Source organism: Actinokineospora pegani, from assembly GCF_009745975.1.
Lineage (GTDB): Bacteria > Actinomycetota > Actinomycetes > Mycobacteriales > Pseudonocardiaceae > Actinokineospora > Actinokineospora pegani.
The window spans coordinates 141,831-167,753 of record NZ_WHOL01000107.1 but is presented as its reverse complement, the minus strand read 5'-3'; the positions used below and the strand labels follow the sequence as shown (position 1 = coordinate 167,753).

At 75.5% G+C, this 25,923-nt stretch carries 6 protein-coding genes; 3 read left to right on the top strand and 3 right to left on the bottom strand.

Annotation, left to right across the window (positions count from 1 at the left end; all coding sequences use genetic code 11):
* Positions 1 to 132 precede the first annotated feature (132 nt).
* From GCL84_RS20635 to GCL84_RS20625, 3 genes are read left to right on the top strand one after another with little or no spacing between them, the layout of a single operon-like run.
* Positions 133 to 4,719: a non-ribosomal peptide synthetase gene (locus GCL84_RS20635; RefSeq protein WP_156757161.1), complete on the top strand. Its 4,587-nt coding sequence runs from the start codon at positions 133 to 135 to the stop codon at positions 4,717 to 4,719.
* A gap of 14 nt (positions 4,720 to 4,733) precedes the next feature.
* A complete protein-coding gene (locus tag GCL84_RS20630) occupies positions 4,734 to 10,115 on the top strand; it encodes a condensation domain-containing protein (RefSeq protein WP_235926511.1) in 5,382 nt (1,793 codons plus the stop codon).
* Positions 10,112 to 11,107 carry a 3-oxoacyl-[acyl-carrier-protein] synthase III C-terminal domain-containing protein gene (locus GCL84_RS20625; protein ID WP_156757160.1) on the top strand — a complete coding sequence of 332 codons (996 nt, stop codon included), beginning with the start codon at positions 10,112 to 10,114 and terminating at the stop codon, positions 11,105 to 11,107. The genes GCL84_RS20630 and GCL84_RS20625 overlap by 4 nt, the downstream gene beginning before the upstream one ends.
* Before the next feature lie 3 nt (positions 11,108 to 11,110).
* Here the strand turns inward: GCL84_RS20625 and GCL84_RS20620 are convergent, their stop codons facing one another.
* From GCL84_RS20620 to GCL84_RS20610, 3 genes are read right to left on the bottom strand one after another with little or no spacing between them, the layout of a single operon-like run.
* On the bottom strand, positions 11,111 to 12,235 hold the full coding sequence (locus GCL84_RS20620) for an XRE family transcriptional regulator (RefSeq protein ID WP_156757159.1): 1,125 nt from the start codon (positions 12,233 to 12,235) through the stop codon (positions 11,111 to 11,113).
* A 56-nt stretch (positions 12,236 to 12,291) separates the two neighbouring features.
* Positions 12,292 to 13,539 (bottom strand): MFS transporter, encoded by a 1,248-nt coding sequence (locus GCL84_RS20615; RefSeq protein WP_156757158.1) that lies wholly within the window; start codon positions 13,537 to 13,539, stop codon positions 12,292 to 12,294.
* Positions 13,536 to 25,916, bottom strand: a complete 12,381-nt coding sequence (locus GCL84_RS20610) for a non-ribosomal peptide synthetase (protein ID WP_197523398.1) — start codon at positions 25,914 to 25,916, stop codon at positions 13,536 to 13,538. Before GCL84_RS20610 ends, GCL84_RS20615 begins: the two co-directional genes overlap by 4 nt.
* Between the last annotated feature and the right edge of the window lie 7 nt (positions 25,917 to 25,923).

Sequence of the window (25,923 nt, the reverse complement as noted above, 5' to 3'; positions counted from 1 at the left end):
GGTGTTCTCGGGGCAGGACCGCTGCGAATATCGCATTTCCGGTTCGGTGACGGTCGACGCGCGGCGGAGGTGGTTCGGCTGCGCCAAGGTCCGGAGCCGCCCTCGAGGGCGTGCGGGTCCACGTTCGCGTGCGTGGCCGGACTGCTCCGTGCGCGGGGGACGCCGCCCGAGACCCCTGTGGGCGTGTGCGTGGCGCTGCGTCTCGACGCACCATGGCTGCCGCTGCTGTGCATGCTGGCGGGCCACGAACCGCACGTCGTCGACCGCGACGCGCTGCCGGGCCCGCGGGCGTGGGTGGACGTGCTCGACGAGACCGCCGTCCGCCTGCGCGAGCTGGTGCGCGCCGGGCTGCTGACGAGTGGGCGGGTGCCGCGGGACTCGGCCACCGGCGGCGAGGCGGTGGACGCGGCGCTGTGCGCTGAACTGGCACGTGCGGGCGTCACGGCCCACAGCACGGTGGCGAACCTGGTCCGCCGGGTCGCCCCTGCTCCTGGCCACCCGATCACCAGCACCCGGGCGCACGTGCTGGACGCCTCCCTGCGCCCGGTCACGGTGGGCGCCGTGAGCGAGCTGCACCTGTCCCGCCCCGGGCTGACCGCGTCGGCGTCCCCGCCCGACCCCTCCGCCGAACCCGGCGCCCGCGTGCACCGCGCCGACGGCCTGCCGCACCACCTCGGTCCGAGTGGTGACCAGGGCGAATTCGGCGGTGCGCGAGCCGAGGCCCACCGCGCCGGTGTGCTGCCCGCCCACGGCGAGGTCGACCGGAGCGCGTTGCCCGACCCGGGGGCGGACGAGCCGCGGACCCCGGCCGAGGAGCGGGTGGCCGCGGTCTGGCGGGACGTGCTCGGCGTGGAGCGGGTGGGCAGGACCGATGACTTCGTGGAGTCGGGCGGGAACCCCGTCCTGGCCATGCGGGTGGCCGCCGCGCTCAACCGGGGCCGGGTGCGCCGCCTGCCCGCGCGGTTCGCCCTCGACCACCGCACGGTCGAGGCGATGGCGGCGCACCTGGCCGACCCCGCGGCGGAACCGGTGGCCGCGCCGCGGCCCGCGACCGACGGCCCCGCGCCCCTGTCCCCCGCCCAGCAGCGGCTGTGGTTCCTGCACGAGTTCCGGCCCGGCTCCGAGTACAACACCGCGGTCGGGTACCGGTTGCGCGGCCCGCTCGACCCGGCCGCGCTGGGCGCGGCGCTGGACCGCCTGGTCGAGCGGCACGAGTCGCTGCGCACCACCTTCCACACCGTCGACGGCCGCGGCGCGCAGGTGGTCGGTCCGCCGTTCGCGCTGCGGCCCGCGCCGAGGCGCTGCGCCGAGGCCGACGTCGAGGCGGTCCTGCTGGAGTTCACCGGCGAGCCGTTCGACCTGCGCCGCGGGCCGCCGGTGCGGGCCGCGCTGCTGGCGCTCGGTCCGGCGGAGCACCTGCTCGTCCTGTGCCTGCACCACATCGTCACCGACGGGTGGTCGATGGGCGTGCTCGCCGAGGAGCTGGGCACGCTCTACTCCGCCGCCGTGCGCGGGGAGGCCGTGGACCTGCCCGCGCTGCCGCTGCGCTACGTCGACTTCGCCCGCGACCAGCGCGAGCGGCTCACCGGCGCGGTGCTCGACCGGCACCTGGCGTACTGGGAGCGGCAGCTCGGCGGGCTCAGCGACCTGGAGCTGCCCACCGACCGGCCCCGGACCACCGCGCGCACCGCCGGGGGCGCCCGCCTGGTCCGCGTCGTTCCCGCAGGCGTGGTCTCGCGGCTGGCCGAGCTGGGCCGCGAGCGGGGCGCCTCGCTGTTCATGACGCTGGTCGCGGCGACCCAGGTGTTCCTGGGCAGGCGCGGCGGCCAGCGCGACGTCGCGGTGGGCACCGCCACCTCCGGGCGCGACCGGGCGGCGGTGGCGGGCCTGGTCGGGTTCTTCGTCGGCACCGTGGTCATCCGCTCCGACGTGGACGGTGCGCTGTCGTTCGCCGAGCTGCTCGACCGGGTCCGCGAGACCGTCCTCGACGCCCTCGACCACGACGCGGTCCCGTTCGACCGCCTGGTGGAGCTGCTGCACCCCGAGCGCGACCTGAGCCGCTCACCGCTGGCGCAGGTGATGGTGCTGCTGCGCGACGCGCCGGGGGGGACGCCCCGGCTGGCCGGGCTGGAGGTCGCCGAGGCCGAGCTGCCGAGCCGGACGGCCGCGTTCGACCTGACCGTGGAGTACGCCCGCACCGGCGACGGCCTGCGGGTGGAGCTGGAGTACAGCACCGACCTGTTCGAGGCGTCCACGGTGGCGCGGATGGCCGACCAGTTGTCGGTGCTGCTCGCCGGGGTGGCCGCGGACCCGCACGGGCGGCTGGCCCGGCTGCCGCTGGTCCCGCCCGCCGAGCGGCGGCTGCTGGCCGAGTGGTCCGTGGGCGAGGCCACCGCCGACCGCTGCGTGCACGAACAGTTCGCCGCGCGCGCCGCCGCGCACCCCGACGCGGTCGCCCTCACCTGCGACGGCGTGGCGTTGACCTACCGGGAGCTGGACACCGCGGCCAACCGGCTGGCGCACGGGCTGCTGGAACGGGGTGTGCGCCCCGAGGACCGCGTGGGGCTGTGCCTGCCGCGCGGCGTCGACGTCATCGTGGCGATGCTCGCCGTGCTCAAGGCGGGCGGGGCGTACGTGCCGCTGGACCCCGACTACCCGCCCGCCCGGCTGGCGCTGATGGCCGCCGACTCCGGGACCGGGCTGGTGCTGACCCACGCGGACCTGCGCGACCGGCTCCCCGCCGGGTCCCCCGCGGTGGTGATGGACGACGGCGCCTGGTCGAGGGGCCCCGGGCACGCGCCGCCGGTGCGGGTCCACCCGCGCGGCGGGGCCTACGTCATGTTCACCTCGGGCTCCACCGGCAGGCCGAAGGGCGTGCTGGTGGAGCACCGCTCGATCGCCCGCCTCGCCGTCGGGGAACCGCTGCGGCTCGGGCCGCACGACGTGGTGGCCCAGTGCTCCACGACCGCGTTCGACGCCTCCACCTTCGAGATCTGGGCGCCCCTGCTCAGCGGCGCCCGGGTGGCGCTGTGCGTGCGCGGCCTGCTCTCGGCCGACGAGCTGGGCCGGTTCCTCGCCGCCGAGGCGGTGACCGCGCTGTGGTTGACCGCGGGCCTGTTCCACGAGGTGGCGGCGGCCGACCCGGGGGTGTTCGCGGGCCTGCGCCTGCTGGCGGCGGGCGGTGACGTGCTCGACCCCGAGCGCTGCGCGGAGGTCCTGCGCCGAGCGCCGGGCCTGCGGCTGGTCGACGGGTACGGCCCCACCGAGGGCACGACCTTCGCCACCGCCCACGTCGTGCGGCCGGGCGAGGCGCCGGTGCCGATCGGGCGGCCGATCGCGGGCACCCGCTGCCACGTGCTCGACCGCGCCCTGTCCCCCGTCCCCGTCGGCGTTCCCGGTGAGCTGTACCTGGGCGGGACCGGTCTGGCGCGCGGGTACGGCGGGCGCCCGGGGCGCACCGCGCAGCGGTTCGTGGCCGACCCGTCCGGCCGTGGCGAACGGCTCTACCGCACCGGCGACGTGGTCCGCTGGACGCCCGCCGGGGTGCTGGAGTTCCTCGGGCGGGCCGACGACCAGGTCAAGGTCCGCGGCTTCCGGGTGGAGGTGGGCGAGGTCGAGGCCGCGCTGCGCGCGCACCCGGCGGTCAGCGAGGCGGTCGTGTCCGCCCGCGAGCACGTGCCCGGGCACAAGCGGCTCGTCGCCCACGTGGTCGCCGCCGCGGTCGACGGGGCGCACCTGCGGGCGTTCCTGGCCGCCACCCTGCCCGGCCACCTGGTGCCCGCCGTGATCGTGCCGGTCGACGCCCTGCCGCTGCTGCCCAGCGGCAAGGTCGACCGCGGCGCGCTGCCCGCGCCGCCCGCGCGACAGGCCCCGGCCCACGTCCCGCCGCGCGGGCGCGGCGAAGAGGTGCTGGCGCGGGTCTGGGCGGAGGTGCTCGGTGTGGCGCGCGTCGGCGCCGACGACAACTTCTTCGCCCTGGGCGGCGATTCCATCCTCAGCCTCCAGGTGGTGTCGCGGGCGCGGGAGCTGGGGCTGGGCATCACCGCCAAGGACGTCTTCCTGCACCAGACCCTGGCCGGGGTCGCCGCGGCGGCGCAGGCGCACACGGTCCGGTGGGTGGCGGTGGAGCTGCCCCCGGGCGTGGACCGGGCGGCGCTGCGCACGGCGGTCGCGGCGCTGTCCGTCCGGCACGACGCGTCGCGCACCCGGTCCCGACGGGAACGGGGGCGCTGGGCCCAGGACGTCGCCCCGCCGGACGCGGGGGGACCACGGCTGAGCGGCATCGCCGTCGTGGGGGACACCAACCACCCACTGCACCTGGTCGTCCGAGGCGGTTCCCGCCCGGGTGGGCCGCTGGTGCTGCGGCTGGGCCACGACCCGGGGCTGCTCGACCCCGCGACCGCCGAGGCGCTGTGCGCCGAGCTGGCCGGGCTGCTGACGGGCCTGGCGCGGGGTTCCACCGCCCCGCGCGGGACAGCCGAGCAGGTCGTGGCCGACATCTGGGCCGAGGTCCTGGCGGTGCGGCGGGTCGGGGCCGGGGACGACTTCTTCGCCATCGGCGGGGACTCCCTGCTGGCCGCGCGGGTCGCCGCCCGGGTGGGGGCGGCCTTCGGCGTGCCGCTCGCACCGGACGCGCTGTTCGACAACCCCACGGTCAGCGCGCTGGCCGCCTTCGTCGGGCAGCGGGCGGCGTCCGATTCGCGTGATTACGAGCTGTGAGACAGGAGAACGGCGTGGCGGACCGGGACGTGTCGGGCGGGGAGATCGCCGTCATCGGGGTGGGCGCGCTGCTGCCCGGCGCCCGCGACCTCGACGAGCTGCACCGGCTGCTGGCCGCGGGCGAGGACCGGGTGGCGCCGCCGACGCCGACGCGGGTGCGCCACACCGGGGGCGCGCCGGGCACCGACTACCTGCCCATGGCCCACCTGGACCGGATCGACCTGTTCGACCACCGGTTCTTCGGCATCCCGCTGCGCGAGGCGGAGGCGATGGACCCGCACCACCGGCTGCTCATGCAGTTGGCGCACGCGGCCATCGAGGACGCGTGCCTGCGCCCGGAGGGGCTCAAAGGCTCGCGGACGGCGGTGGTCCTCGGCCACGCCCGCTCCGACTACGACACCCTCTACACCGACGACGACCCCCTGCAGACGCTGGGATCGCTGCCCGCGTCGCTGGCGGCGCGGATCGCCTACCACTTCGACCTCACCGGGTCGGCGTACACCGTCGACACCGCGTGCAGCAGCGCCCTGACCGCGCTCGCCCAGGCGGTGGCCGAACTGCGCCGCGGCGACGCCGACCTGGCGCTGGCGGGCGGCATCAGCGTGCGGCCGGTGCTCATCGCGGCCGAGGGCCACGTCCCGGCGCGCGGGGTGGAGACCACCGACGGGCGGTGCAGGCCCTTCGACGAGCGGGCCACCGGCGCGGCGGCGGGCGAGGGCGGCGCGGTCGTGCTGCTGCGCAGGCTGGCCGACGCGGTGGCGGCGGGCGACCCCGTGCACGCGGTCATCAAGGGGATCGCGGTCAACCACAACGGGCACCGCATGGCCAGCATGGGCGCGCCGAGCAGGCGGGCGCAGACCGAGGTGGTCACCGCGGCCTGGCGCGACGCCGGGGTCGATGCGGGCTCGATCGGCTACGTGGAGTGCCACGGCTCGGCGACGCCGCTGGGTGACGTGATCGAGGTCGACGCGCTGCGGCAGGCCTTCGCCGACGCGGGGGCGCCCGCCCCCGGCTGCCCCATCGGCTCGGTCAAGGGCAACATCGGGCACCTCGACAGCGCCGCCGGGATGGCCGGGCTGCTCAAGGCGCTGCTGGCGGTGCAGCGGGGTGAGCTGTACCCGACCGCGCACTTCACCACCCCCAACCCGATGCTCGACCTCTCCGGCCCGGTGCACGTCAACCCCGCCCGCACGCCGTGGTCCCAGCCGCCGGACGCGCCGCGGCGCGCGGGGGTCAGTGCCTTCGGCATGACCGGCACCAACGTGCACGCCGTGGTGGAGCAGGCCCCGCCCCCGGCCGCCACCGCCGTGCCGGACCTGGGCGCCGAGCTGGTCACCGTCTCGGCCAAGTCGGCCTCGGCGTTCGGCCGCTACTGCGAGCGGCTGGCCGACTTCGCCGCGGGCACCGAGCACGACCTGCGGACCGTCGCGCACGCGATGAACCGGTGTCGCGACGACCACCCCTACCGCGGCGCGTTCACCGCGCGGACAACCCGGGAGCTCGCCGACGCCTTGCGCGCCGCGGCACCGCCGCAGGAGCCCGCCCCCGGCGAGCGGCCGGTGGTCGTGCTGCTCTCGGGTGACGCGGTCGTGGAGGAGCAGACCTGGCGGGAGCTGTGCGCGACGTTCCCCGCCCTGGCGGACACCCCGCTGCCGGAGGCCCCCGCCGCCCGGCTGGTCGCCACCGGTGTGGCCCTACTCGCCCTGGCCCGCTCGCTGGGTGTGCGCCACGACCACCTGGTCGGCTCGGGGGCCGGGAACCTGGTGGTGCGCGTGGCGCGCGAGGAGATGACCCTCGACGACGCCGTGCGGACCGCGGCGGGGATGGCCGTGACCGGCGAGCTGGACCACGCGCGGCTGGCGGGCGTCGCCGAGCGGTTCGCCCGCGACGGCGCGGTGCTCGTCGACCTGGCCACCGGCGTGCTCGCCGGGCAACTGCGCCGGTTGCGGCCCGAGCTGCCCCGGGTGGAGCTGTTCGCCGCGCCCGGTCGCGGGGGCGTGCTGCGCCAGCTCGGCGCGCTGCACCGGCTCGGCGTCCGCCTCGACTGGGACGCCCACTACGCGGGCGCGGCCATCCCCCGCATCCCGGCGCCGACCTACCCGTTCGACCCGCTGCGCTGCTGGTGCCGCCCGATCGAGTCGCCCGCCGCGCCGCCCACCCGGCCCGCGCCGGTGCCGGTGCCGGTGCCGGTGACCGGCGCGCCGGAGGACCGCGTCATGGCGGTGTGGCAGCGGGTGCTGGGCGTGGAGGACCTGGGGCCCGACTCGGACTACTTCGCCCTCGGCGGCACCTCCATCGCCGGGATCAGCGTGCTGCGCTCGCTGGAGGGCGAGTTCGGCATCCAGCTCACCTTCGCCGACCTCTACGCCCACCGGACCGTGCGCGACCTCGCCGCCAGGGTGGCCCAGCTCCACGCGGAGGGCGGGGCGGGGGGCGGCGCCCACCAGGACATCCCGGTGATCCCCCGGGGCGGGCCGCTGCCGGTGTCCTTCGGCCAGGAACAGCTCTGGTACCTCGACCAGCTCAACCCGGGCACCCCGCTCTACAACATCACCCACGACCTGCGTCTGAGCGGACCGCTGGACCAGGCCGCGCTCGCCTCGGCCGTGCGCGACCTGATCGCCAGGCACGAGGTGCTGCGCACCCGGATCACCGCCGACGACGACGGCGTGCCGCACGCCCTGGTCCGCACCGAGGAACCCCGGCTGGCGGTGCGCGACCTGTCCGCGCTGCCCGGGGGCGAACGGCACCGCGCGGCCCGGCGGCTGATCGACGAGGACGCGCTGCTGCCCTTCGACCTGGCCGAGGGCCCACTGGTGCGCAGCACGCTGCTGCGGCTGGGCGACGACGACCACGTGCTGGTGTGGACCTACCACCACGTCGTCTTCGACGGCTGGTCGCCCACGGCGTTCTTCCGCGACCTGACCGAGTTCTACCAGGCGCGGCTGAGCGGGCGGGCGCCCGAGCTGCCGCAGTTGCGGGCCCAGTACGCCGACTTCGCCGCCTGGCAGCGCCGCAGGCTGGCCGACGGCGTGCTGGCCGAGGGCCTGCGGTTCTGGCGCGGCGCGCTGGCGGGTCTGCGCGTGGGCGAGCTGCCGCTGGACCGCCCCCGCCCAGCGGTCCGCGACTTCACGGGCGCGGTAGTGGAGTTCGCGGTGGGCGCGGAGCAGGCCGAGCGGGTGCGCCGGTTCAGCGGGCAGCAGGGGGTGACCACCTTCGTCACCATGCTCGCGGTGGTCGACACCCTGCTGCACCGCTGGGCCGGGCACACCGACGTGGTGATCGGGGTGGCCACCTCCGGGCGGGTGAACCCCGCCACCCACGACCTCATCGGCTACTTCAACAACGTCCTGCCGTTCCGCACCAGCACCGACGGCGACCCGTCGTTCACCGAGCTGGTGGGCCGCTGCGCCCGCACGGTCGCCGACGTGCTCGACCACGAGGAGGTGCCGCTGGAGAAGATCGTCGCCGAGGTGCTCGGCCGCCGCGATCCCGGCAGGCACCCGCTGTTCGACGTGGTCTACACCTACCAGAACGTGCCGCAGGACACCGCCGAGCTGGGCGGGCTGGGCGGGCTGGGCTGCTCCCGCTACCTCGACGGCGCCGTCGTCGGGATCGCCCCCGGAACCGCGAAGTTCGACCTGACCGTGGGGGTGGTCGACCAGGGCGAGGGCCCGATGAGCGGCTACGTCGAGTACGCCACCGCCCTGTTCGACCGCGCCACGGCCGAGCGGCTGGCGCGGGAGCTACCGGAGATCATCTCCGAAGTCACAGCCGACCCCGGCCGCCCGGCCGCACCGCCCCAGCCGGCTCCACAGTGGAGGGACATCCCACCCATGCGCGCACCCGCCAGCCCCACCGACGGGACCGGCGCGCACCGCGCCGAGCAGGTCCTCACCGCCGTGGTCGCCGACCTGCTGGCCCTCGACGAGGTCAAACCGGCCGACAACTTCTTCGACCTCGGCGGCGACTCGGTCCTGGGCGTCCGGGTGGCCGCCCGGGCGGCCAAGGCAGGCGTGCACGTCACCCCGCAGCAGCTGTTGCAGTGCCGCACCATCGACGAACTGGCCCAGGTCGCGGTGGTGGACGGGCAGGACCGGGAGGCGGCGGCCCCGGTCGCGGCGCCCGTCCGGCCGATCCCACTGACCCCGATCATGCACCACTTCCTGGAGCACATGCCCGAGGGCAGCACGGACTTCGTCGAGGTGCACGCGCTGGAGATGACCTCCGCCGCCGTCACCGCCGAGCACGCCCGCGCCGCGGTCGAGCACCTGATGGCCCGGCACGAGCCGCTGCGCTACCGCTTCCGCGGCAACAGCCTCAGCGTGCACGCCGAGTGCGCCCCGCCCGGCGACACCCCGTTCGACGTCGCGGTCCTGCCGCCGATGGACGAACAGCGCGAACGCGAGCGGGTCGCGGCCGACTGCCGGGCCCTGCGCGCCGACCTCGACCTCAAGCGCGGACCGGTGGTGCGCGCCCGCTACTACCAGCGCGGCCACGGCCGGGGCGGCCTGCTCCTGCTGCTGGTCCACCACTTCGTCTTCGACAACATGTCCACCGTCGTGCTCGTCGACGACCTGGACACCGCGCTGACCGACCTGGTCGCGGGCCGCTCCCCCGCGCCCCAGCCGCACCCGCCGGGGTGGCGGCGGTGGTCGGAGCACCTGCGCGACATGTCCACCTCCGACACCCTGGCCGCCGAGCTGGACTACTGGACGACCATCGCGGGCGCGGGAGCCGACCTCGGCCCGCTGTCCGGAGCAGGCGGGGGCGGCACGGCGCGGCACTTCCTCGACACCGCCCCGGCCTCGGACACCGCGACCGAGCGGGAGATCGCGCTGTGCGCGGTGGCGCACGGGCTGGCCCGGTGGGCCGGGACGGCGGGCGCGTACCTCACCGTGGAGGGCGAGGCCACGCCCAACGCCTACCGGCACGCGGGCCGGGGACCGGCGGTGGGCTGGTTCACCACCCTGCACCCGGTCGTGGTGCCGGTCGAACCGGGCGCGGGCGCGCGGGACTGCCTGCCCGAGGTCGTCGACCGGGTCCGGTCGGTGCCCAACGACGGCGTCGGCCACGGCCTGCTGCGGTACCTGTCGCCCACCAACGCGGCGGTCGCCCGGTTCCGGGCGCTGCCCGAGCCGCGGGCCATCCTGCTGCACGCCCCCAGCGACATCGCCGCCTTCGACGCGGGCGTGCGGCTGGTCCGCACGCGGTGGGACCTGTCGGTGAACCTGAAGCAGGCGGTCTCCTCCTGGTTCCCGCTGATCGTCGCCGTCGCCGAGCGCGAGTCCCGGCTGTGCGTGGAGCTGACCAGCGCGAGCCACTTCGGGCAGGCCGAACTCGACGGCATGGCCGAGCGGATCGGCGCCGCCTTCACCGACCTGGCGGACGCGTGATCGCCCTGGCGGCCGCGGGCTGGCACCTGCCCGACCCGGTGCCCGCCGCGGACCTGCCCGAACTGGCCGACCTGTCCCCCGCCGAACGCGCCACCTGCGCCGCCCTGGGCATCGACAGCGTCGCCGTCGACGACTCCCTGAGCACCACTGACCTGGCCGCCCACGCGGCCCGCCGCGCCCTGGCCGCGGCGGACCGCGAACCCGACGACGTGGACGTCCTGCTGGTCATCGAATCCCGCGCCCCGGACACCCTCATCAGCTCCGAGGCCACCCGCCTGCAGAGCGTCCTCGGCGCCCACCGGGCCATCACCTTCGCCGTCGGCGGCCTCGGCTGCGCGTCCCTGACCCCGGCCCTGCTCACCGCCGACGGCCTGCTGCGCGCCGACCCGGACCTGCGCACCGTCCTGGTGGCCCACGGCAGCAAACCGGCGACCCCTGGCCGCTACCGCCACCCGGTGACCCTCAACGGCGACAGCGGCGGGGCCCTGGTCGTCACCAGAGAGGGCCCGCTGCGCGTGCGCGACATGGTCTTGGAGACCAACGGCGACTACGCCGACCTGTTCCGGGTCGACTACCGCGACCGCCCCTTCCCCCAGTGGCGTGAGGAGTGCGCCGACCTTCCGACGTACTCGTTCCACCTGACCCTCGAGACGCGCAAGCGGCTGCGCGCCGTCACCGAGCGGCTCCTGCACCGCAACGGCCTGCTTGCCGCCGATGTGGCCTGTTACATCAGCCAGAACCTGTCGGCCACCTCACTGCGCGTCTACGAGGAGATCCTCGGCGCCCCCCTCGCCAAGTCCTGCCACGACAACCTGACCCGCTACGGCCACCTGGGCCCCAACGACGTCTTCCTCAACCTCTACACCGCCCTCGACCGGGGTGAACTCGGCCCTGGTGACCGCGTCGTGCTGCTGAACGTGAGCCCGGTCGCCGCCTGGAGCGCCCTGCTGGTGGAGATCGGCCCACAGGACGACGCGCACCACCTGTTGTGAGTGTCAGTCACCCAGCAGGAGACGGCGGTGGTGCCAGGCCATGCGGAGCAGCGACGCCGATCCGGAGCTCATGCGGGGCTGGAGGCGGTCGACGGCGTCGGCGGTGAAGGGCATGTCGATCCGGCCGCCCTCGCCGACGAGGTGGCCTTCGTCGTTGGCGTGGACGAGATCGCGGAAGAGGGCGTCGTAGGTGGGGGCGTCGATGACGGCGACGGTGCGCTGGGTGGGACCGAGGGTGAGGGCGTCCATGACCAGGCCGCAGTGCCAGACGCGGAAGGCGCCTGCCGCGCGGGCCTCGCCGAAGGCGGCGAACGGCTCGTCGCGGGCGTAGTCGATGGCGCGCGTCCCCGCGCCGTCGTGCTCCGGGTCGCCCAGGAACTCCTCGGAGTACTCGCGCATGATGTTGTGCCAGAGGGAGAAGTCGTTGCGCACGTCGACGGTCGCGGTGGTGGAGGGTTGGAACTCCCCGGACGGCATGACCGCGCACATGCCCCCGCCGTCCGCGACGGCCGAGGAGTCGCGCTGGTGCAGGACGAACCGGTGCCCCGCCCGGGGGTCGTGGCGGATCGTCAACGTGCTGATACCGGGCGACATCAGCCACCGGCCGGGATCGAACGGGTCGACCACCCCCGCCCTGATCGGCAAGTCCCGCAATCGCGGCACGGAGCCCTTCGAGCGCAGGAAGGCCGCCTTGAACTCGTGCGCGACGCACTCCTTGGCGTCGAAGACCTCGAAGAGGGTCGTGGTCCCGAACCGCAGCGCCAGACCGCCGTCGGCGTGGACGCCGAGCAGTCGGTAGCTGACGCGGTTCTCCAACAGCCGGGGCCGGACGAGGTCGCGGACGGCCCTGCTGTACGAGTGGTACCTCTCGCCCCGGTCGGTCAGCGGCAGGACGTCGTCGAGTGGCGCGGTCAGGGGCGGGACCGCGAGGGGCGTGTCGTCGAACTCCAGCCGGACGTCGTGCAGCGGGATGAGGGTGTCCGGCAACCACCCCGGCCCCGCCAGCACATGGCCGCCCCGGGCTCGCGCCGACTCCGGGTACAGCCACGCCGCGAGTTCGGACAACTCACGACCCCGCCGCGCCGTCGCCGCCCGAACCGCCAGCCACCCGTCCTGACTGCGGCGCACCCGCTCCTCCGAAGCCGACCCCCGGCCAGAGGCCGCGCCAGATGAGGAGGGCACTGTCAGTGGTGGGCGGGTTCGTCTTGGGCGGTCGACAGGGTCTTCTGGTCGGGGAAGGCGCGCAGGGCTGGGCTGAGCAGGGCGAGGATGGTCAGGACGGCGATTCCGGCCGTGCACAGCAGGATGACCTCGGTGCCCCCGGCCAGGCCCGCCAGCAGGCCGCCGACCGCGGGGCCCGCCGCCGCGGAGGCGCCGCCGAGGACGGCCATCACGCTGCTGAAGCGGCCGCGCATCTCGTCCGGGGTGAGCAGGAGTTGGTAGGTGCTGATGGTGACGTTGGCCGTGGGGGCGAGGAAGGCGATGCCCGCGAGCAGCAGGCCCATCAGGTAGCCGTTGTGGATGAACACGGCCACCGGGGTGAGCAGGGTCAGGGCCACGAAGACGCCGACGATGGACAGGTAGGGGGTGAGCAGGCGGGTCAGCGCGGGGGCGGCGAGGGCGCCGAGGAGGCCGCCGATGCCGAACATGGCCGCCATGATGCCGATCTCGGCGGGTGAGAGGCCGCGTTGGTGGGCCAGCACGATGATGACGATGTAGAACGCGCTGAAGAAGAAGTTCACCCCGATCAGGCACGCGGCCGTGGCCCGGATGAAGCGCTGGCCCCACACCCAGCGCAGCCCGTGCCCGATCTCGGGCAGCAGCCTGCGCAGGGAGGCCCGGGACCGTTCCTGCGTGGGCGCGCGCAGGAACAGCAGGGCGATGAACGAGCACAGGTGCAGGACCATGTCCACCACGAACGGGACGACCCTGGCCAGGGTGAACAGGGCGCCGCCGAGTGCGGTGCCGGACAGTTGGCCAAGGTAGCCGCGGGCGGCGTTGCCCGCGATCGCGCTGTGCACCTGTTCGGCGGGCACGAGCCGGGGCAGGGTGGCGTGCTCGGCGGGTTCGAAGAAGGCCCGGCACAGGCCCATCAGCGCCGCCGCGGCGATGATGTGCGCCAGGCCGAGCACGTCGAACCACAGGGCCGCGGCGATGCTGGCCGCGGCGAGGACCTGGCCCGCCTCGCACAGCAGCATGACCCGTTTGCGGTCCCAGCGGTCGACCAGCGCGCCCGCGGGCAGGCCCGCGACCAGTTGCGCCGCCGCGCTGGCGCCGACCGCCAGGCCCGAGGCCGCCGCCGAGCCGGTGACCACGAGCACCAGCAGCGGCAGCGCGATGGTCACCGCGTTGAACCCCACCTCGGAGGCGGCCTGCGCGCCCCAGAGGATGCTGTAGTTGCGGTTCTTGCGCAGCGGGACGACTGTGCTCACGGTGCGGCCCGCCTGCCACCGGCGGTCGCGGCGATGCGGCGCAGGGCGTCGGCGAAGTCCGCCATCAGCGCGGTGATCGTGTCCTCGCGGTACCGCTCGCCGCGGTAGTGGCAGGAGAAGCCCAGTTTGCCGTCGCGGACACCGCCGACCACCTCCAGTTCGTGCGCGCCGTGGTCGTTCGGGTCGTGGTCGTGGCCGAAGGTCGGCAGCAGGGCGCGGCACAGGCCTGCACCGCCCGCGGCGGGACCGTCCCACTGGCCGAGGTAGTTGAACACCAGGTGGGTGTTCGGTCCGACGGCCTGGGCGCCGGGGTCGCCCAGGTGGCGCAGGGCGCCGTGGCCGATGCCGTTGCCGGGGACCGCGCGCAGCGCGCGCCGGACCGACTTGACCAGGGCGACCGAGTCCGGCGCCAGGTCGGCGGGCACCTCGAGGGCCACCGGGTACAGGGTCGTGAACCAGCCGACCGTGCGGGAGAGGTCGACGTCGTCGAAGAGCTCCTCGCGGCCGTGGCCCTCCAGGTCGAGCAGGACCCGCTGCCGCCCCGTCCACCGGGACACCGCCCAGGACAGCGCGGTGAGCAGCACCTCGTTGATCCTGGTCCGGTAGACCGCGGGAACCCGGTGCAGCAGGTCGTCGGTGTCCTCGGTGCCCAGGGTGAAATCGACGACGGCCGCGCCGGGGGTGGCGTCCTCGGGGGCGTCCGGGGCGGGCAGGGCGGCGGTGTCAGTGTCAGTGTCAGTGTCAGTGTCGCTGTCGGTGCCGGTGTCAGTGCCAATGCCCCGCCAGTGCGGCAACTCGTCGTCGAAGCCGCCACCGCGGGTGTGCTCGGCGAGGCGTTCGGCCCAGGCCTGGAACGAGGTGGTCTTGCGGCCGAGGTCGACCGGCTCGCCCGCGGCGGCCTGCCGGTGGGCGGTGTCCAGGTCGGCGAGCAGGGTCTGCCACGACACCGCGTCGACCACCAGGTGGTGCACCGCCACGAACAGCAGCGGGGCGCGGTCCGGGCCGAGGTCGAACAGGGCCGCCCGCAGCAGTGGTCCGGCGGCCAGGTCGACGCCGGACTGCATCCGCAGGGCGACCCCCGCCATCGCCGCGCGCAGCTCCTCGCCGTCCAGTCCGGACAGGTCGTGCGTGGCGAGGAGGTCGGCGGGCTCGGTGGCGGCGTTGTGCTGGCGCCAGGCTCCGTCCACCCGCTCGAAGCGCATCCGCAGCGCGTCGTGCTGGGTGGTCAGCGCGGTCAGCGCCGACCGCAGCGCGGCCCGGTCGACCTCCGGGGCCAGTTCCACCAGCACGGACTGGTCGAAGTGCCGCGGGACCGAGCGGTGGTCGAGGAACCACCGCTGGATCGGCGTCAGCTCGACCGCGCCCTCGACCGCGGACCGGTCGTCGGTCTGCTGCCCGAGCGCCCCGGTGACCTCGGCGAGCGCGGCCACGGTGGGGTTGAGGAAGATGTCCTTGGACGTGACCGCGAGGCCCGCGGCCCGAGCCCGGGCGGCGACCTGGATGCTCAGGATCGAGTCGCCGCCCAGCTCGAAGAAGTTGTCCGTGACCCCGACCCGGTCGTTGTCCAGGACGGTCGCCCAGACCTCGACGAGCGCGGCCTCGACCGGGGTGCGCGGCGGCACGTGCTCCGGCGCGGCCTGCTCGACCGCGTCGAGGTCGGGCAGCTTGCGCCGGTCCACCTTGCCGTTGGCGCTGAGCGGGAGCCGGTCGAGCACGGCGAACGCCGCGGGGACCATGTAGTCCGGCAGGGTGCCGCGCAGGAACGCGGGCAGGGTGTCGGTCCGCACCTCGCGGTCCGGGGCCGCGAGCAGGTGCGCGGCGAGCCGGACCCGGCCGTCGCGGCGGCGGGCGGTGACCACCGCCTCGGCGATGTCGGGGTGCGTGAGCAGGGCCGTCTCGATCTCGCCCAGCTCGACCCGGAAGCCGCGGATCTTGACCTGCTCGTCGGAGCGCCCGACGAACTCCAGCAGCCCGTCGGCGCGCCAGCGCACCAGGTCGCCGGTGCGGTACATGCGGGCGCCGGGGACGAACGGGCAGGCGACGAACCGCTGCGCGGTGACTCCCGGCTGCCCCACGTAGCCCCGGGCCAGGCCGGTGCCGACCACATACAGCTCCCCCGCCACGCCGACCGGCGCCGGGCGCAGGCGGGCGTCGAGGACGAACACCCCGGCCGCGTCCAGCGGGCGCCCGATCGGGGCGACGTCGGAGACCTCCTCGACCGAGCGCATCGGGTGCGAACTGGCCATCACGGTGACCTCGGTGGGCCCGTAGGCGTTGACCACGGTGATGTCCGGGCAGGCGCGCAGCACCCGGCGCACGGCGCCGCCGGGCACGACGTCACCGCCCGCGAGCACCTCGGACACGCCCGCCAGGATCTCCGGGGCCTCCGTGGCCACCACGCGGAACAGCCCGGAGGTCAGCAGCAGGCCGGTGACCCGCTGCTCGGCGATGACCGCCCGCAGGGAGTCCACGTCCAGCTCGCCGCTCGGGGCGACCACGACGGACCCGCCGCGCAGCAGCGGCACCCACAGCTCGTAGGTGGAGGCGTCGAACGCCAGCGTGGCGTGCATGAGCACCCGGCGCGCGCCGTCGGGGCTGAAGCAGCCGTCGGCGGCGAAGCCGACGATCCCCCGGTGGCTCACCGCCACGCCCTTGGGCCTGCCGGTGGACCCGGAGGTGTGCATGACGTAGGCGATGTCGTCGGGGTGCGGGGTGAGGTCCGGCGCGGTGTCCGGCCACTGGCCGTCGACCCCGCCACCGAGCACGATGTGGTTGCCGACGTGCGCGGCGGACGCGGTCGGCGCCCACTCCTGGTCGGTGACCAGCACGCGGACGTCCACCCCCGTCAGCAGCTCGCGCAGCCGCTCGACGGGTGCCCGCAGGTCCAGCGGCACGTACGCCGCGCCCGCCTTGAGCACGCCGAGGACGGTGGCCACAACCGCCGGGGAGCGGCCGAGCAGGACGCCCACCCGGTCCTCGCGGCGCACGCCCTCGGCCAGCAGCCGGTGCGCGAGCTTGTTGGCCCAGGCGTCGAGTTCCCGGTAGGTCAGCGAGGTGTCACCGGAGGTGACGGCGACCGCGTCCGGCGCGCGTTCGCACATCCGGGCGAACGCCCGCACCACCGTGTCCGCACCGGACGCGGTCGAGGCGGGAGCCGTGCCCGAACCGCTCCACCGGTCGGTCAGCAGGGCCAGTTCGGCGTCGGTGACCATCGGCAGGTCGGCGACCGGCCGCCCCGGGTCGGCGGCGACGCCGTCGAGCAGGGTGCGCAGGTGCCCGGCGAGCCGCCGCACGGTGGCCTCGTCGAACAGGTCGGTGTTGTAGTTCAGCGCCACGTGCAGCCGGTCGCCGACCTCCTCGAACTGGAACAGCACGTCGAAGCTGGCGGTGCGCACCGGCAGCGGCACCTGCTCGACGGTGAGGTCGGGCAGCTCGATCCGCGAGCGGGGCGTGTTCTGCAGCACCACGGCGGCCTGGAACAGCGGCGTGCGGCTGGGGTCGCGCTCGGGCGCCAACTGGTCCACCAGTTGCTCGAACGGCACGTCCTGGTGGGTGAGGGCGGCCAGCACCGTCTTGTTCGTGGCGGCCACGAACTCGGTGAACGGTGCCCGGTCGGGCACCCGGCCGCGCAGCACGAGGGTGTTGACGAAGCAGCCGACCAGGTCGGTCAGGTCCGCCCGGTCGCGACCGGACACGACCGTGCCCACCGTGACGTCGTCCTGGCCCGCCCAGCGGCCCAGCAGGACCTGGCAGGCGGCCACGAGGGTGGTGAACAGGGTGCCGCCGCCGGCCCGGCCGAGTCCGCGCAGCCGGTCGGTCAGCTCGGCGGGCAGCTCGAAGTCGACCAGCGCGCCCTCGGTGGTGTGCACCGCGGGCCGGGGCCGGTCGGTGGGCAGGTCCAGCGGGAGCGAGTCGGCGAGCTGTTCGCGCCAGTAGTCCAGGTCGGCGTGCAGGACCTCCCCGGCCAGGCGTTCGCGCTGCCAGGCGGCGAAGTCCGGGTAGCGCACGGGCAGCGGGGGCAGCGCGGCGGGCAGGCCGGCCAGTGCCGCGCGGTAGCCCTCGGCCAGCTCGTCGACGATCACGCCCGCGGACCAGCCGTCGGTCACGATGTGGTGCAGCACGATGCTGAGCACGTGCTCGCGCTCCGAGACCCGCAGCAGCCGCGCCCGCAGCAGTGGCCCCTCGGCCAGGTCGAACCGGGTGCGCGCGTCCTCGGCGAGCAGACGGTCCACTTCGGACTCGCGGTTGGGCGACGCGGAGACGTCGACCACCGGCAGGTCCACCGGGGCGGGCGGGTGCACCACCTGGACGGGCTTGCCGTCCACGGCGGGGAAGGTGGTGCGCAGTGCCGACTGCCGGGCGACCAGTCCGCTCAGCGCGTCCCGCAACGCGTCCTCGGCCAGCCCGCCGCGCAGCCGCAGGGTCACCGGGGCGACGTGCTCGACGCTGTCGGGGGCGAACTGCTGCAGGAACCACAGCCGTTGCTGGGCGAACGACAGCGGCGCGCTGTCGCCCGCGGCGGTCGGGATGGGCGCGTGCGCGGCCTCGACGACGCCGCGCTGCGCCTGCACGGCCTGGGCGAGGTCGGCGACGGCGGGGGTGGTGAACAGGGCGTGCGGGGACAGGGCGACGTCGAGTTCGGCGCGCAGCCGGGAGATGACCCGGATGCTGAGGATGGAGTCGCCGCCCAGGTCGAAGAACCCGTCCCGGGCGCCGACCCGCTCGACGCCGAGGACCTCGCCGAAGATCCGCGCGATCACCTTCTCGGTCTCGGTGCGCGGTGCCCGGTGGCCCGGCCGCTCGGCCACCACGGGGTCGGGGGCGGGCAGGCCCCGCCGGTCGAGCTTGCCGTTGCGGCTGCGCGGCAGCGCGGGCACCGGCACGAACACCGAGGGCACCATGTAGTCCGGCAGCGCGGCCCGCAGTGCGGCGGCCAGTTCCCCGGCGCCGGGGGCGGCCCCCGGCGCCGCGGGGACGAGGTAGGCGACGAGCCTGCGGTGCCCGTCGCCCGCGTCGTGGGCCACCACGGCGGCCTCGGCGACCCCGGGGTGGGTCAGCAGCGCGGCCTCCACCTCGCCCGGCTCGACCCGGTGGCCGCGGATCTTGACCTGCTCGTCGGCCCGGCCCCGGTACTCCAGGACCAGGTCGGCGTTCCACCTGGCGAGGTCGCCGGTGCGGTACAGCCTGCTGCCGGGCGGGCCGAACGGGTCGGCGACGAACCGGCCCGCGGTCAGGCCCGGCCTGCCGAGGTAGCCGCGGGCGAGCTGGTCGCCCGCCAGGTACAGCTCCGCGGTGACACCGACCGGCACCGGCCGCAGCCGGGCGTCGAGCACGTGCGCCCGGACGTTGCGCAGCGGCAGGCCCAGCACCGGCTTGTCCCCGGCGACGGGCGCGGCGAGCGCGTCGACGGTGCACTCGGTGGGGCCGTAGAGGTTGTGCGCGGCCGTGTCGGGCAGCGCGGCCAGTTCGCGCCACAGCACCTCGTCGCACGCCTCGCCGCCGATGAGCAGGACCGAGGGGCGGTGCCCGGCGCCGTCGAGCAGCCCGGCGGGCATGAGCTGGCGCAGGTAGGACGGCGTCAGGTTCAGCAGGTCGATGCGGGCGTCGGCGAGGTGGCCGACCAGCGCCTCGGCGTCGAGGCGGATCGACTCGTCGATCACGTGCAGCTCGTGGCCGCCCGCGAGCAGGACCACCTCCTCCAGCGACGCGTCGAAGGAGAACGGGGAGGTCATGGCCATCCGCAGCCGCCCCTTCCCGGCCATGGCCGAGACGCGGTCGTGGCAGAGGTTGGCCAGGCCGCGGTGGTCGACCACGACGCCCTTCGGGCGGCCGGTCGACCCGGAGGTGTAGATGACGTAGGCGGCGTTGTCGGGGCGCGGGGCGGGCGGGGCGGTCTCGGGGCGCGTGGCGACCGCGGCGGCGGTGGCCGGGTCGTCCACGACCACCTCGGCCACACCGGGGAGCAGCCCGGCCTCGGCCGCGGTGGTGATCACGAGCGCCGGGGCGGCGTCCTCGGCGATCAGGGCGAGCCGCTCGGCGGGCAGGCGCGGGTCGACGGGCAGGTAGACCCCGCCCGCCTTGAGCACCGCGAGCAGGGCGGTCACCGTGTCCGCGCCACGCGGCAGCGCCACGGCGACGGCCTGCTCCGGGCGCAGGCCGAGCGCGACGAGGTGGTGCGCCAGCCGGTTGGCCCGGAAGTCGAGTTCGGCGAAGCCGAGCCGGGTCCCCCGGTGCACCAGCGCGGTCGCCAGGGGGCTGGCGGCGGCCCGGGCGGCGAAGGCGTCGGTGAACAGCGCGGTGGGCACGTCGGCGGCGGTGTCGTTGCGCTCGACGAGCAGGGTGTGCCGGTCCGCCGCGGACAGCCAGGGCAGGTCGCCGACCGGGCGCCCCGGGTCGTCGGCGATCCCGTCCAGCAGCAGCCGCAACTGCTCGACGAGCCGTTCCACGGTGTCGTGGTCGAACAGCGTCGGGTCGTAGGACAGCGCCAGGTGCAGTCGCTCGTGCAGGTGGGCGCTGAGGCTCAGCGGGAAGGTGGTGGTGTCGACCGCGCCCGCCTCCAGCACCCGCAGCGCGCCGACCTCGGCGGTGTCGCTGAGCGGGTAGTTCTCGAACACCACCATGCTGTCGAACAGGTTCTCCCCGGCGGGCAGGTCGGTGAACGACCGCAGCCGGGCCAGCGAGATCGTCTCGTGGGCGCGCGACTCGGTCTGCTCGGCCTGCACCGCGCGCAGCCAGGCCAGCACGGGCTCGGCGTCGTCGACCCTGGCCCGGGTCGGCACCGAGTTGACGAACATGCCGATCATCGATTCCACGCCTGCCAGCTCGGCGGGCCTGCCGGAGACGGTGGTGCCGAACACGACGTCGCGCTCGCCGCTGTGCCGGGCGAGCAGCAGCGCCCACGCGCCCTGGACCAGGGTGCTGACCGTCAGGCCGTTGCCCCGGGCCGCCGCGTGCAGCCGGGCCGACCGCTCGGGGTCCACCACGACCCGCACGGCGGCGGAGGACTCCCCGCGGTGCGCGGGTCCCGGCGCGCGGTCGTAGGGCAGCGGGGTCGGCCTGTCGAAGCCCGCCAGCACCGAACCCCAGTGCTCCTCCGCCTGCTCGGGCGGGAGGGCGCCCAGCCAGCGGACGTACTCGCGGAACGGCCTGCGGGTGGGCAGGTCCGGCGCGCGGTCGCGCAGCAGGGCGGTGTAGCACTCGGCGACCTCGGCGAAGACCTGCGCGACGCTCCAGCCGTCGAGCAGCACGTGGTGGAACGACCACGCCAGCACGGCCTCGTCATCGGTGAGCCGCACGATCGACACCCGGGTCAGCGGCGCGGTGGCGAGGTCGAAGCCCGCCGCGCGGTCGGCCAGCAGCAGCTCGGCCAGGTCGTGCTCGGTGTCGGGGCGCGCGCGCCAGTCGTGGTGGGTGACCGGCAGGGCCACGCGCCTGCGCACGACCTGGACCGGGTCGTCCACCCCGTGCCAGGCCAGGCAGGTGCGCAGGGCGGGAGTGCGGTCCACGACCCGCTGCCAGGCCTCGGCCAGCAGCGCCGGGTCGCTCACCCCGGCCAGCCGCAGCCGCGCCTGGTCGGAGTAGGCGCCCGCGGCGGGGACGTCCTGGGCGGCGTCGACCAGGCTGTGGAACAGCATCCCGGCCTGCATCGGGGTGGCCGGGTAGACGTCCTCGACGTCGCGGCCGTCGGCGGCGATCAGGTCGACCTGGGCCTGCGTCAGCCGGGCGAGCGGGAAGTCCGAGGGGGTGGCGCCGCCGGAGGCCGGCTCGGCGCAGTGCGCCACCAGCTCGCGCAGCGCGGCGACCAGCGCGTCGGCGAGGTCGCGCACGGTGTGCTCGTCGTGGACCTCGGCGGAGTAGAGCCAGCTCAGCTCCAGCTCGCCGTCCTCGACCATGCCGGTGACGTCGAGCAGGTGCGAGCGGGTGTCCCCGGGCGCGTGGTCGCTGCCGACCGGGGCGCACCGGGCGCCGTAGAGGCCCGAGTCGGGCGAGCCCGTGTCCCACTGGCCGTGGTAGTTGAACCACACCTGCGGCACCGGGTCCGCGGCGAGCGCCGCTGCCCCGGCGCCGAGGTAGCGCAGCGCCTCGTAGCCCAAGCCCTTGCCGGGCACCGCCCGGATCTGCTCCTTGACCGACTTGATGGTCTCCGCCCAGCGGTCGCGCCCGGTCGGCACGCGCAGCACGAGCGGGTACTTGGCGGTGAACCAGCCGACCGTGCCGGACAGGTCCACATCGGACCCGGTCGCGTCGTCGGCGGCGGTCAGGTCCTCGCGGCCGTGGCCCTCCATCCCGATCAGCACCGAGTCGCGGCCGGTCCAGTCGGCCAGCACCCGGCCCAGCGCGCTGAGCAGCAGGTCGTCGATCCGGGTCCGGTAGACCGGCGGGGCCTGGCGCAGCAGGGCGTCGGTGGTCGCCCGGTCGAGCCGCGCGGTCACCACACGGGTGGAACCCACCGTGTTGTCGCCTTCGCGGTCGATCGGGAGGTCGGTGGGCACACCGTCGAGCGTGGTCGCCCAGTAGTCGGCCTCCCCGGCGAACCCACCGGACGCGACGTGCTCGCTCAGCAGGCGGGCCCAGGCCCGGTAGGCGGTGGTCGTGGGTGGGAGCCGCACGGGGGTCCCGGCGGTGAGCTGCCCGTAGGCGGTCTCGAGGTCGGCGAGCAGGATGCGCCAGGAGACGCCGTCCACGACGAGGTGGTGCGCGGCCACCAGCAGCCGCGCGGGCCCGGTGTCGCCGGTGAACAGGACCGCCCGCAGCAGCGGCCCGGTCTTCGGGTCCATTCCGGACTGCGCGGCCAACGCGTGCCGCTCGACCGCCGCCGCGCGGTCCGCCCGCGGGACCACCGAGAGGTCCACAACGGACAGGGCGGTGCCGTGGGGGACGGCCACGACGTCCTGCGACCACTGCCCGTCCACCTCGGAGAAGCGCAGCCGGAGGGACTCGTGGTGGTCGAGGAGCGCGTCGAGCGCGCCCGAGAGCGCGGCGGTGTCGATCTCGCCGCGCAGGGTCTGCATGACCGACATCGCGTAGTGGTCGCGGCTGCCGATGTCGTCGAAGAACCAGCGCTGGATCGGGGTCAGCGGGGCCGGGCCGCTCACCTGCTCGGCCGCCGCGGGCGCGGTGGCGGCGGTGTCGACCACGGCGGCCAGCTCGGCGATGGTCTGGTGCAGGAACATCTGCCGGGTGGTGAACCGCAGGCCCGCGCGCCGGGCCCGGGACACCACCTGGATGCTCAGGATGGAGTCGCCGCCCAGCTCGAAGAAGTTGTCGGTCGCGCCGACCGCCTCGACGCCGAGCACGTCGCGCCACACCTCAGCGAGCCCGGTCTCGACCGGTCCGCGCGGCGGCACCCGGTCGGCGCCGGTGGGGGCGGCCTCGGCCGCGGGCAGCGCCGCGCGGTCGAGCTTGCCGTTCGGGGTCAGCGGCAGCCGGTCCAGCGCGACGAACACCGCGGGCACCATGTGCTCGGGCAGGCCGCGGCGCAGCCAGGCGCGCAGCTCCGCCGGTTCCGGCGCCCCCGCGCCGACCACGTAGCCGACCAGCCGCTGGTGCCCGCCCGCGCCCTCGGCCACGACGACCGCCGCGCCGGACACCCCGGGGTGGGCGACGAGCGCGGCCTCGACCTCGCCCAGCTCGATCCGGAAGCCGCGGACCTTGACCTGGTCGTCGGCCCGGCCCCGGTACTCCAGCCCGCCGCGGTGGTCCCGGCGGGCGAGGTCGCCGCTGCGGTACATCCGCGCCCCGGGCGGGCCGAACGGGTCGGCCACGAACCGCTGGGCACTCAGCCCGGGGCGGCCGAGGTAGCCGCGGGCGACACCGGGGCCCGCCACGTACAGCTCACCCACCATGCCCGGGGGGACCGGGTTCAGGTGCGGGTCGAGCAGGTGCAGGCGCAGGTCCGGGATGGGCTCGCCGATCGGGCTGCTGCCCGGGGCGGCCAGGTCGGCGTCGGCGAGCTCGTGGAAGGTGGTGTGCACCGTGGTCTCGGTGATGCCGTACATGTTGACCAGCCGGGTCCGCGCGAGCGGGTGCCGGGTGGACCAGTCCAGCAGCCGCGCCGGGTCCAGCGCCTCGCCGCCGAACACCACGACCCGCAGCGCGAGGTCCGCGCCGGGCTGGTCGCGGTCGGCCGCGGCGAGCTGGTAGAACGCCGAGGGCGTCTGGTTGAGGACGGTGACCCGCTGCTCGGCGAGCAGCCGCAGGAAGTCGGCCGGGGACCGGGTGACCGCGTGCGGCACCACGACCAGGGTGCCGCCGTTGAGCAGCGGGCCCCACAGCTCCCACACCGAGAAGTCGAAGGCGTAGGAGTGGAACAGCGTCCACACGTCGGTCTCGTCGAAGCCGAACCAGTGGTCGGTGGCCGACAGCAGGCGCACGACGTTGCGGTGCGGCACCACCACGCCCTTGGGCTTGCCGGTGGAGCCGGAGGTGTAGATGGCGTAGGCCGCCGCGTCCGGCCCGACCGGGCTCGGGGCGGTGGTCGTGGCGCGGTCCAGGGCGGCGGCGGTATCCGGGTCGTCGAGCCGCACCACCGGGACCGCGGAGTCCACACCGGACAGCGGGGCCCCGGTGCGGAGCATGAGCGCGGGCTCGGCGTCGTCGAGCAGGTAGGCGATCCGCTCGGCCGGGTACTCCGGGTCGATGGGCAGGTACGCGCCACCGGCCTTGAGCACCGCGAGCACGGCGACGACCAGCTCGACCGACCGCGGCAGCGCCAGCGCGACCAGCCGCTCCGCGCCGACGCCGCGCTCGACCAGCAGGTGCGCCAGCCGGTTGGCGCGCTCGTCGAGCTGGGCGTAGGTGGTGACCTGCCCGTCCAGCACGACCGCGGGCGCGTCGGGCCTGCGCGCCGCCTGGGCGGCGAACAGCTCCGGCAACGTGCTCTCCGACGACTCCGACGACTCAGCCCGCTTGGCCGCCGCGGGCAGGGCGGCCCGCTCGGTGTCGGTGAGCAGCGCGATGTCGCGCAGCGGCCGGTCGGGATCGGCGACCACGGCGGCCAGCAGCAGCTCCAGCCGGGCGGCCAGGTCGTCCACGGTCTCCGGGTCGAACAGGTCGGTGCTGTGGTTGAAGCGCGCCCGCAGCTCGTCGCCGTGCTCCTCGAACTCGATGCTCAGGTCGAAGTTCGCGTTCCGCTGCGCCAGGTCGACCGCCTCGGTCGCCAGGCCGGGCAGGGCGGGGACGCCCGAGCCCGCGTTCTGCAGCACGACCATCACGTCGAACAGCGGGGTCCGGCTGACGTCGCGGGGCACCCGCAGGTGCTCCATCAGGCGCTCGAAGGGGACCTCGTCGTGGGAGAAGGCGTCGAGGACCGTCGAGTGCACCGCGCCGAGCAGGTCCCGGAACGACCGTTGGGAGTCCACTGTGGAGCGCAGGACCACGGTGTTGACGAACAGCCCGGCGAGCCGGGCCAGCTCGGGCTGCCCGCGCCCGGAGGTGACGGTGCCCACGGCGATGTCGTCCTGGCGGGTGTAGCGGGCCAGCAGCGCCTGGCAGGCGGCGACCAGCGCGGTGAACAGCGTGACCCGCTGCCCGACGCACAGCGCGCGCACGCCCGCGGCGACCTCGGCGGGCAGCACGCGCTCGCGGGTGGCCCCCGCGCTGCCGCGCACGGCGGGCCGGGGCCGGTCGGTGGGCAGGTCGAGCGGGCGCAGGCCCGCCAGCGCCCGGCCCCAGAAGTCCAGGTGCCCGGCCACGGCGGTGTCGGTGAGCCGGGCGTGCTGCCAGACGGCGAAGTCGGCGTACTGCAACTCCGGGGCGGGCAGCGCCGCGCGGGCGGTGTCCGGCGCGGTGCGGGCGGCGGCGTAGAACACGCCGAGTTCGTCGGTGAGCACGCCCATGGTCCAGCCGTCGACCACGGTGTGGTGCGCGCAGAGCAGCAGCACGTGCTCCTCGGCGGCGACGCGGACCAGGACGACCCGGAACAGCGGACCGGTGCGCAGGTCGAACGGCCGGTCCAGCTCCGCGCGCAGCGCGTCGTCGAGCCCGCCGGGGTCGCCGGTGAGGTCCAGTTCCGACACCGCCGGCTCGGTGGGCGGGTGCACGACCTGCACACCGCGCCCGTCCTCGGCGGCGAAGGTGGTGCGCAGGACCTCGTGCCGCTCGACCAGGCAGGTCAGCGCGACCCGCAGCGCGGCCACGTCGAGCGCGCCCCGCAACCGCAGCGCGAGCGCGCTGGTGTACTCGGTCGACCCGGGGGTGAACTGGTCGAGGAACCACAGCCGCTGCTGCGCCGAGGACTGCGGCAGCGCGCGGTCGCGCGGCGCCGGGGTGATCTGCCCGGTGGTGCGGCGGGCCTTCCCGCTGAGCTTGCGGCGCAGGCGTTCCTGCAGGGCGGCGGGCAGGGCCGCGATGCGGTCCCCCGGGTCGGGCGTGGTCACGGTGTCG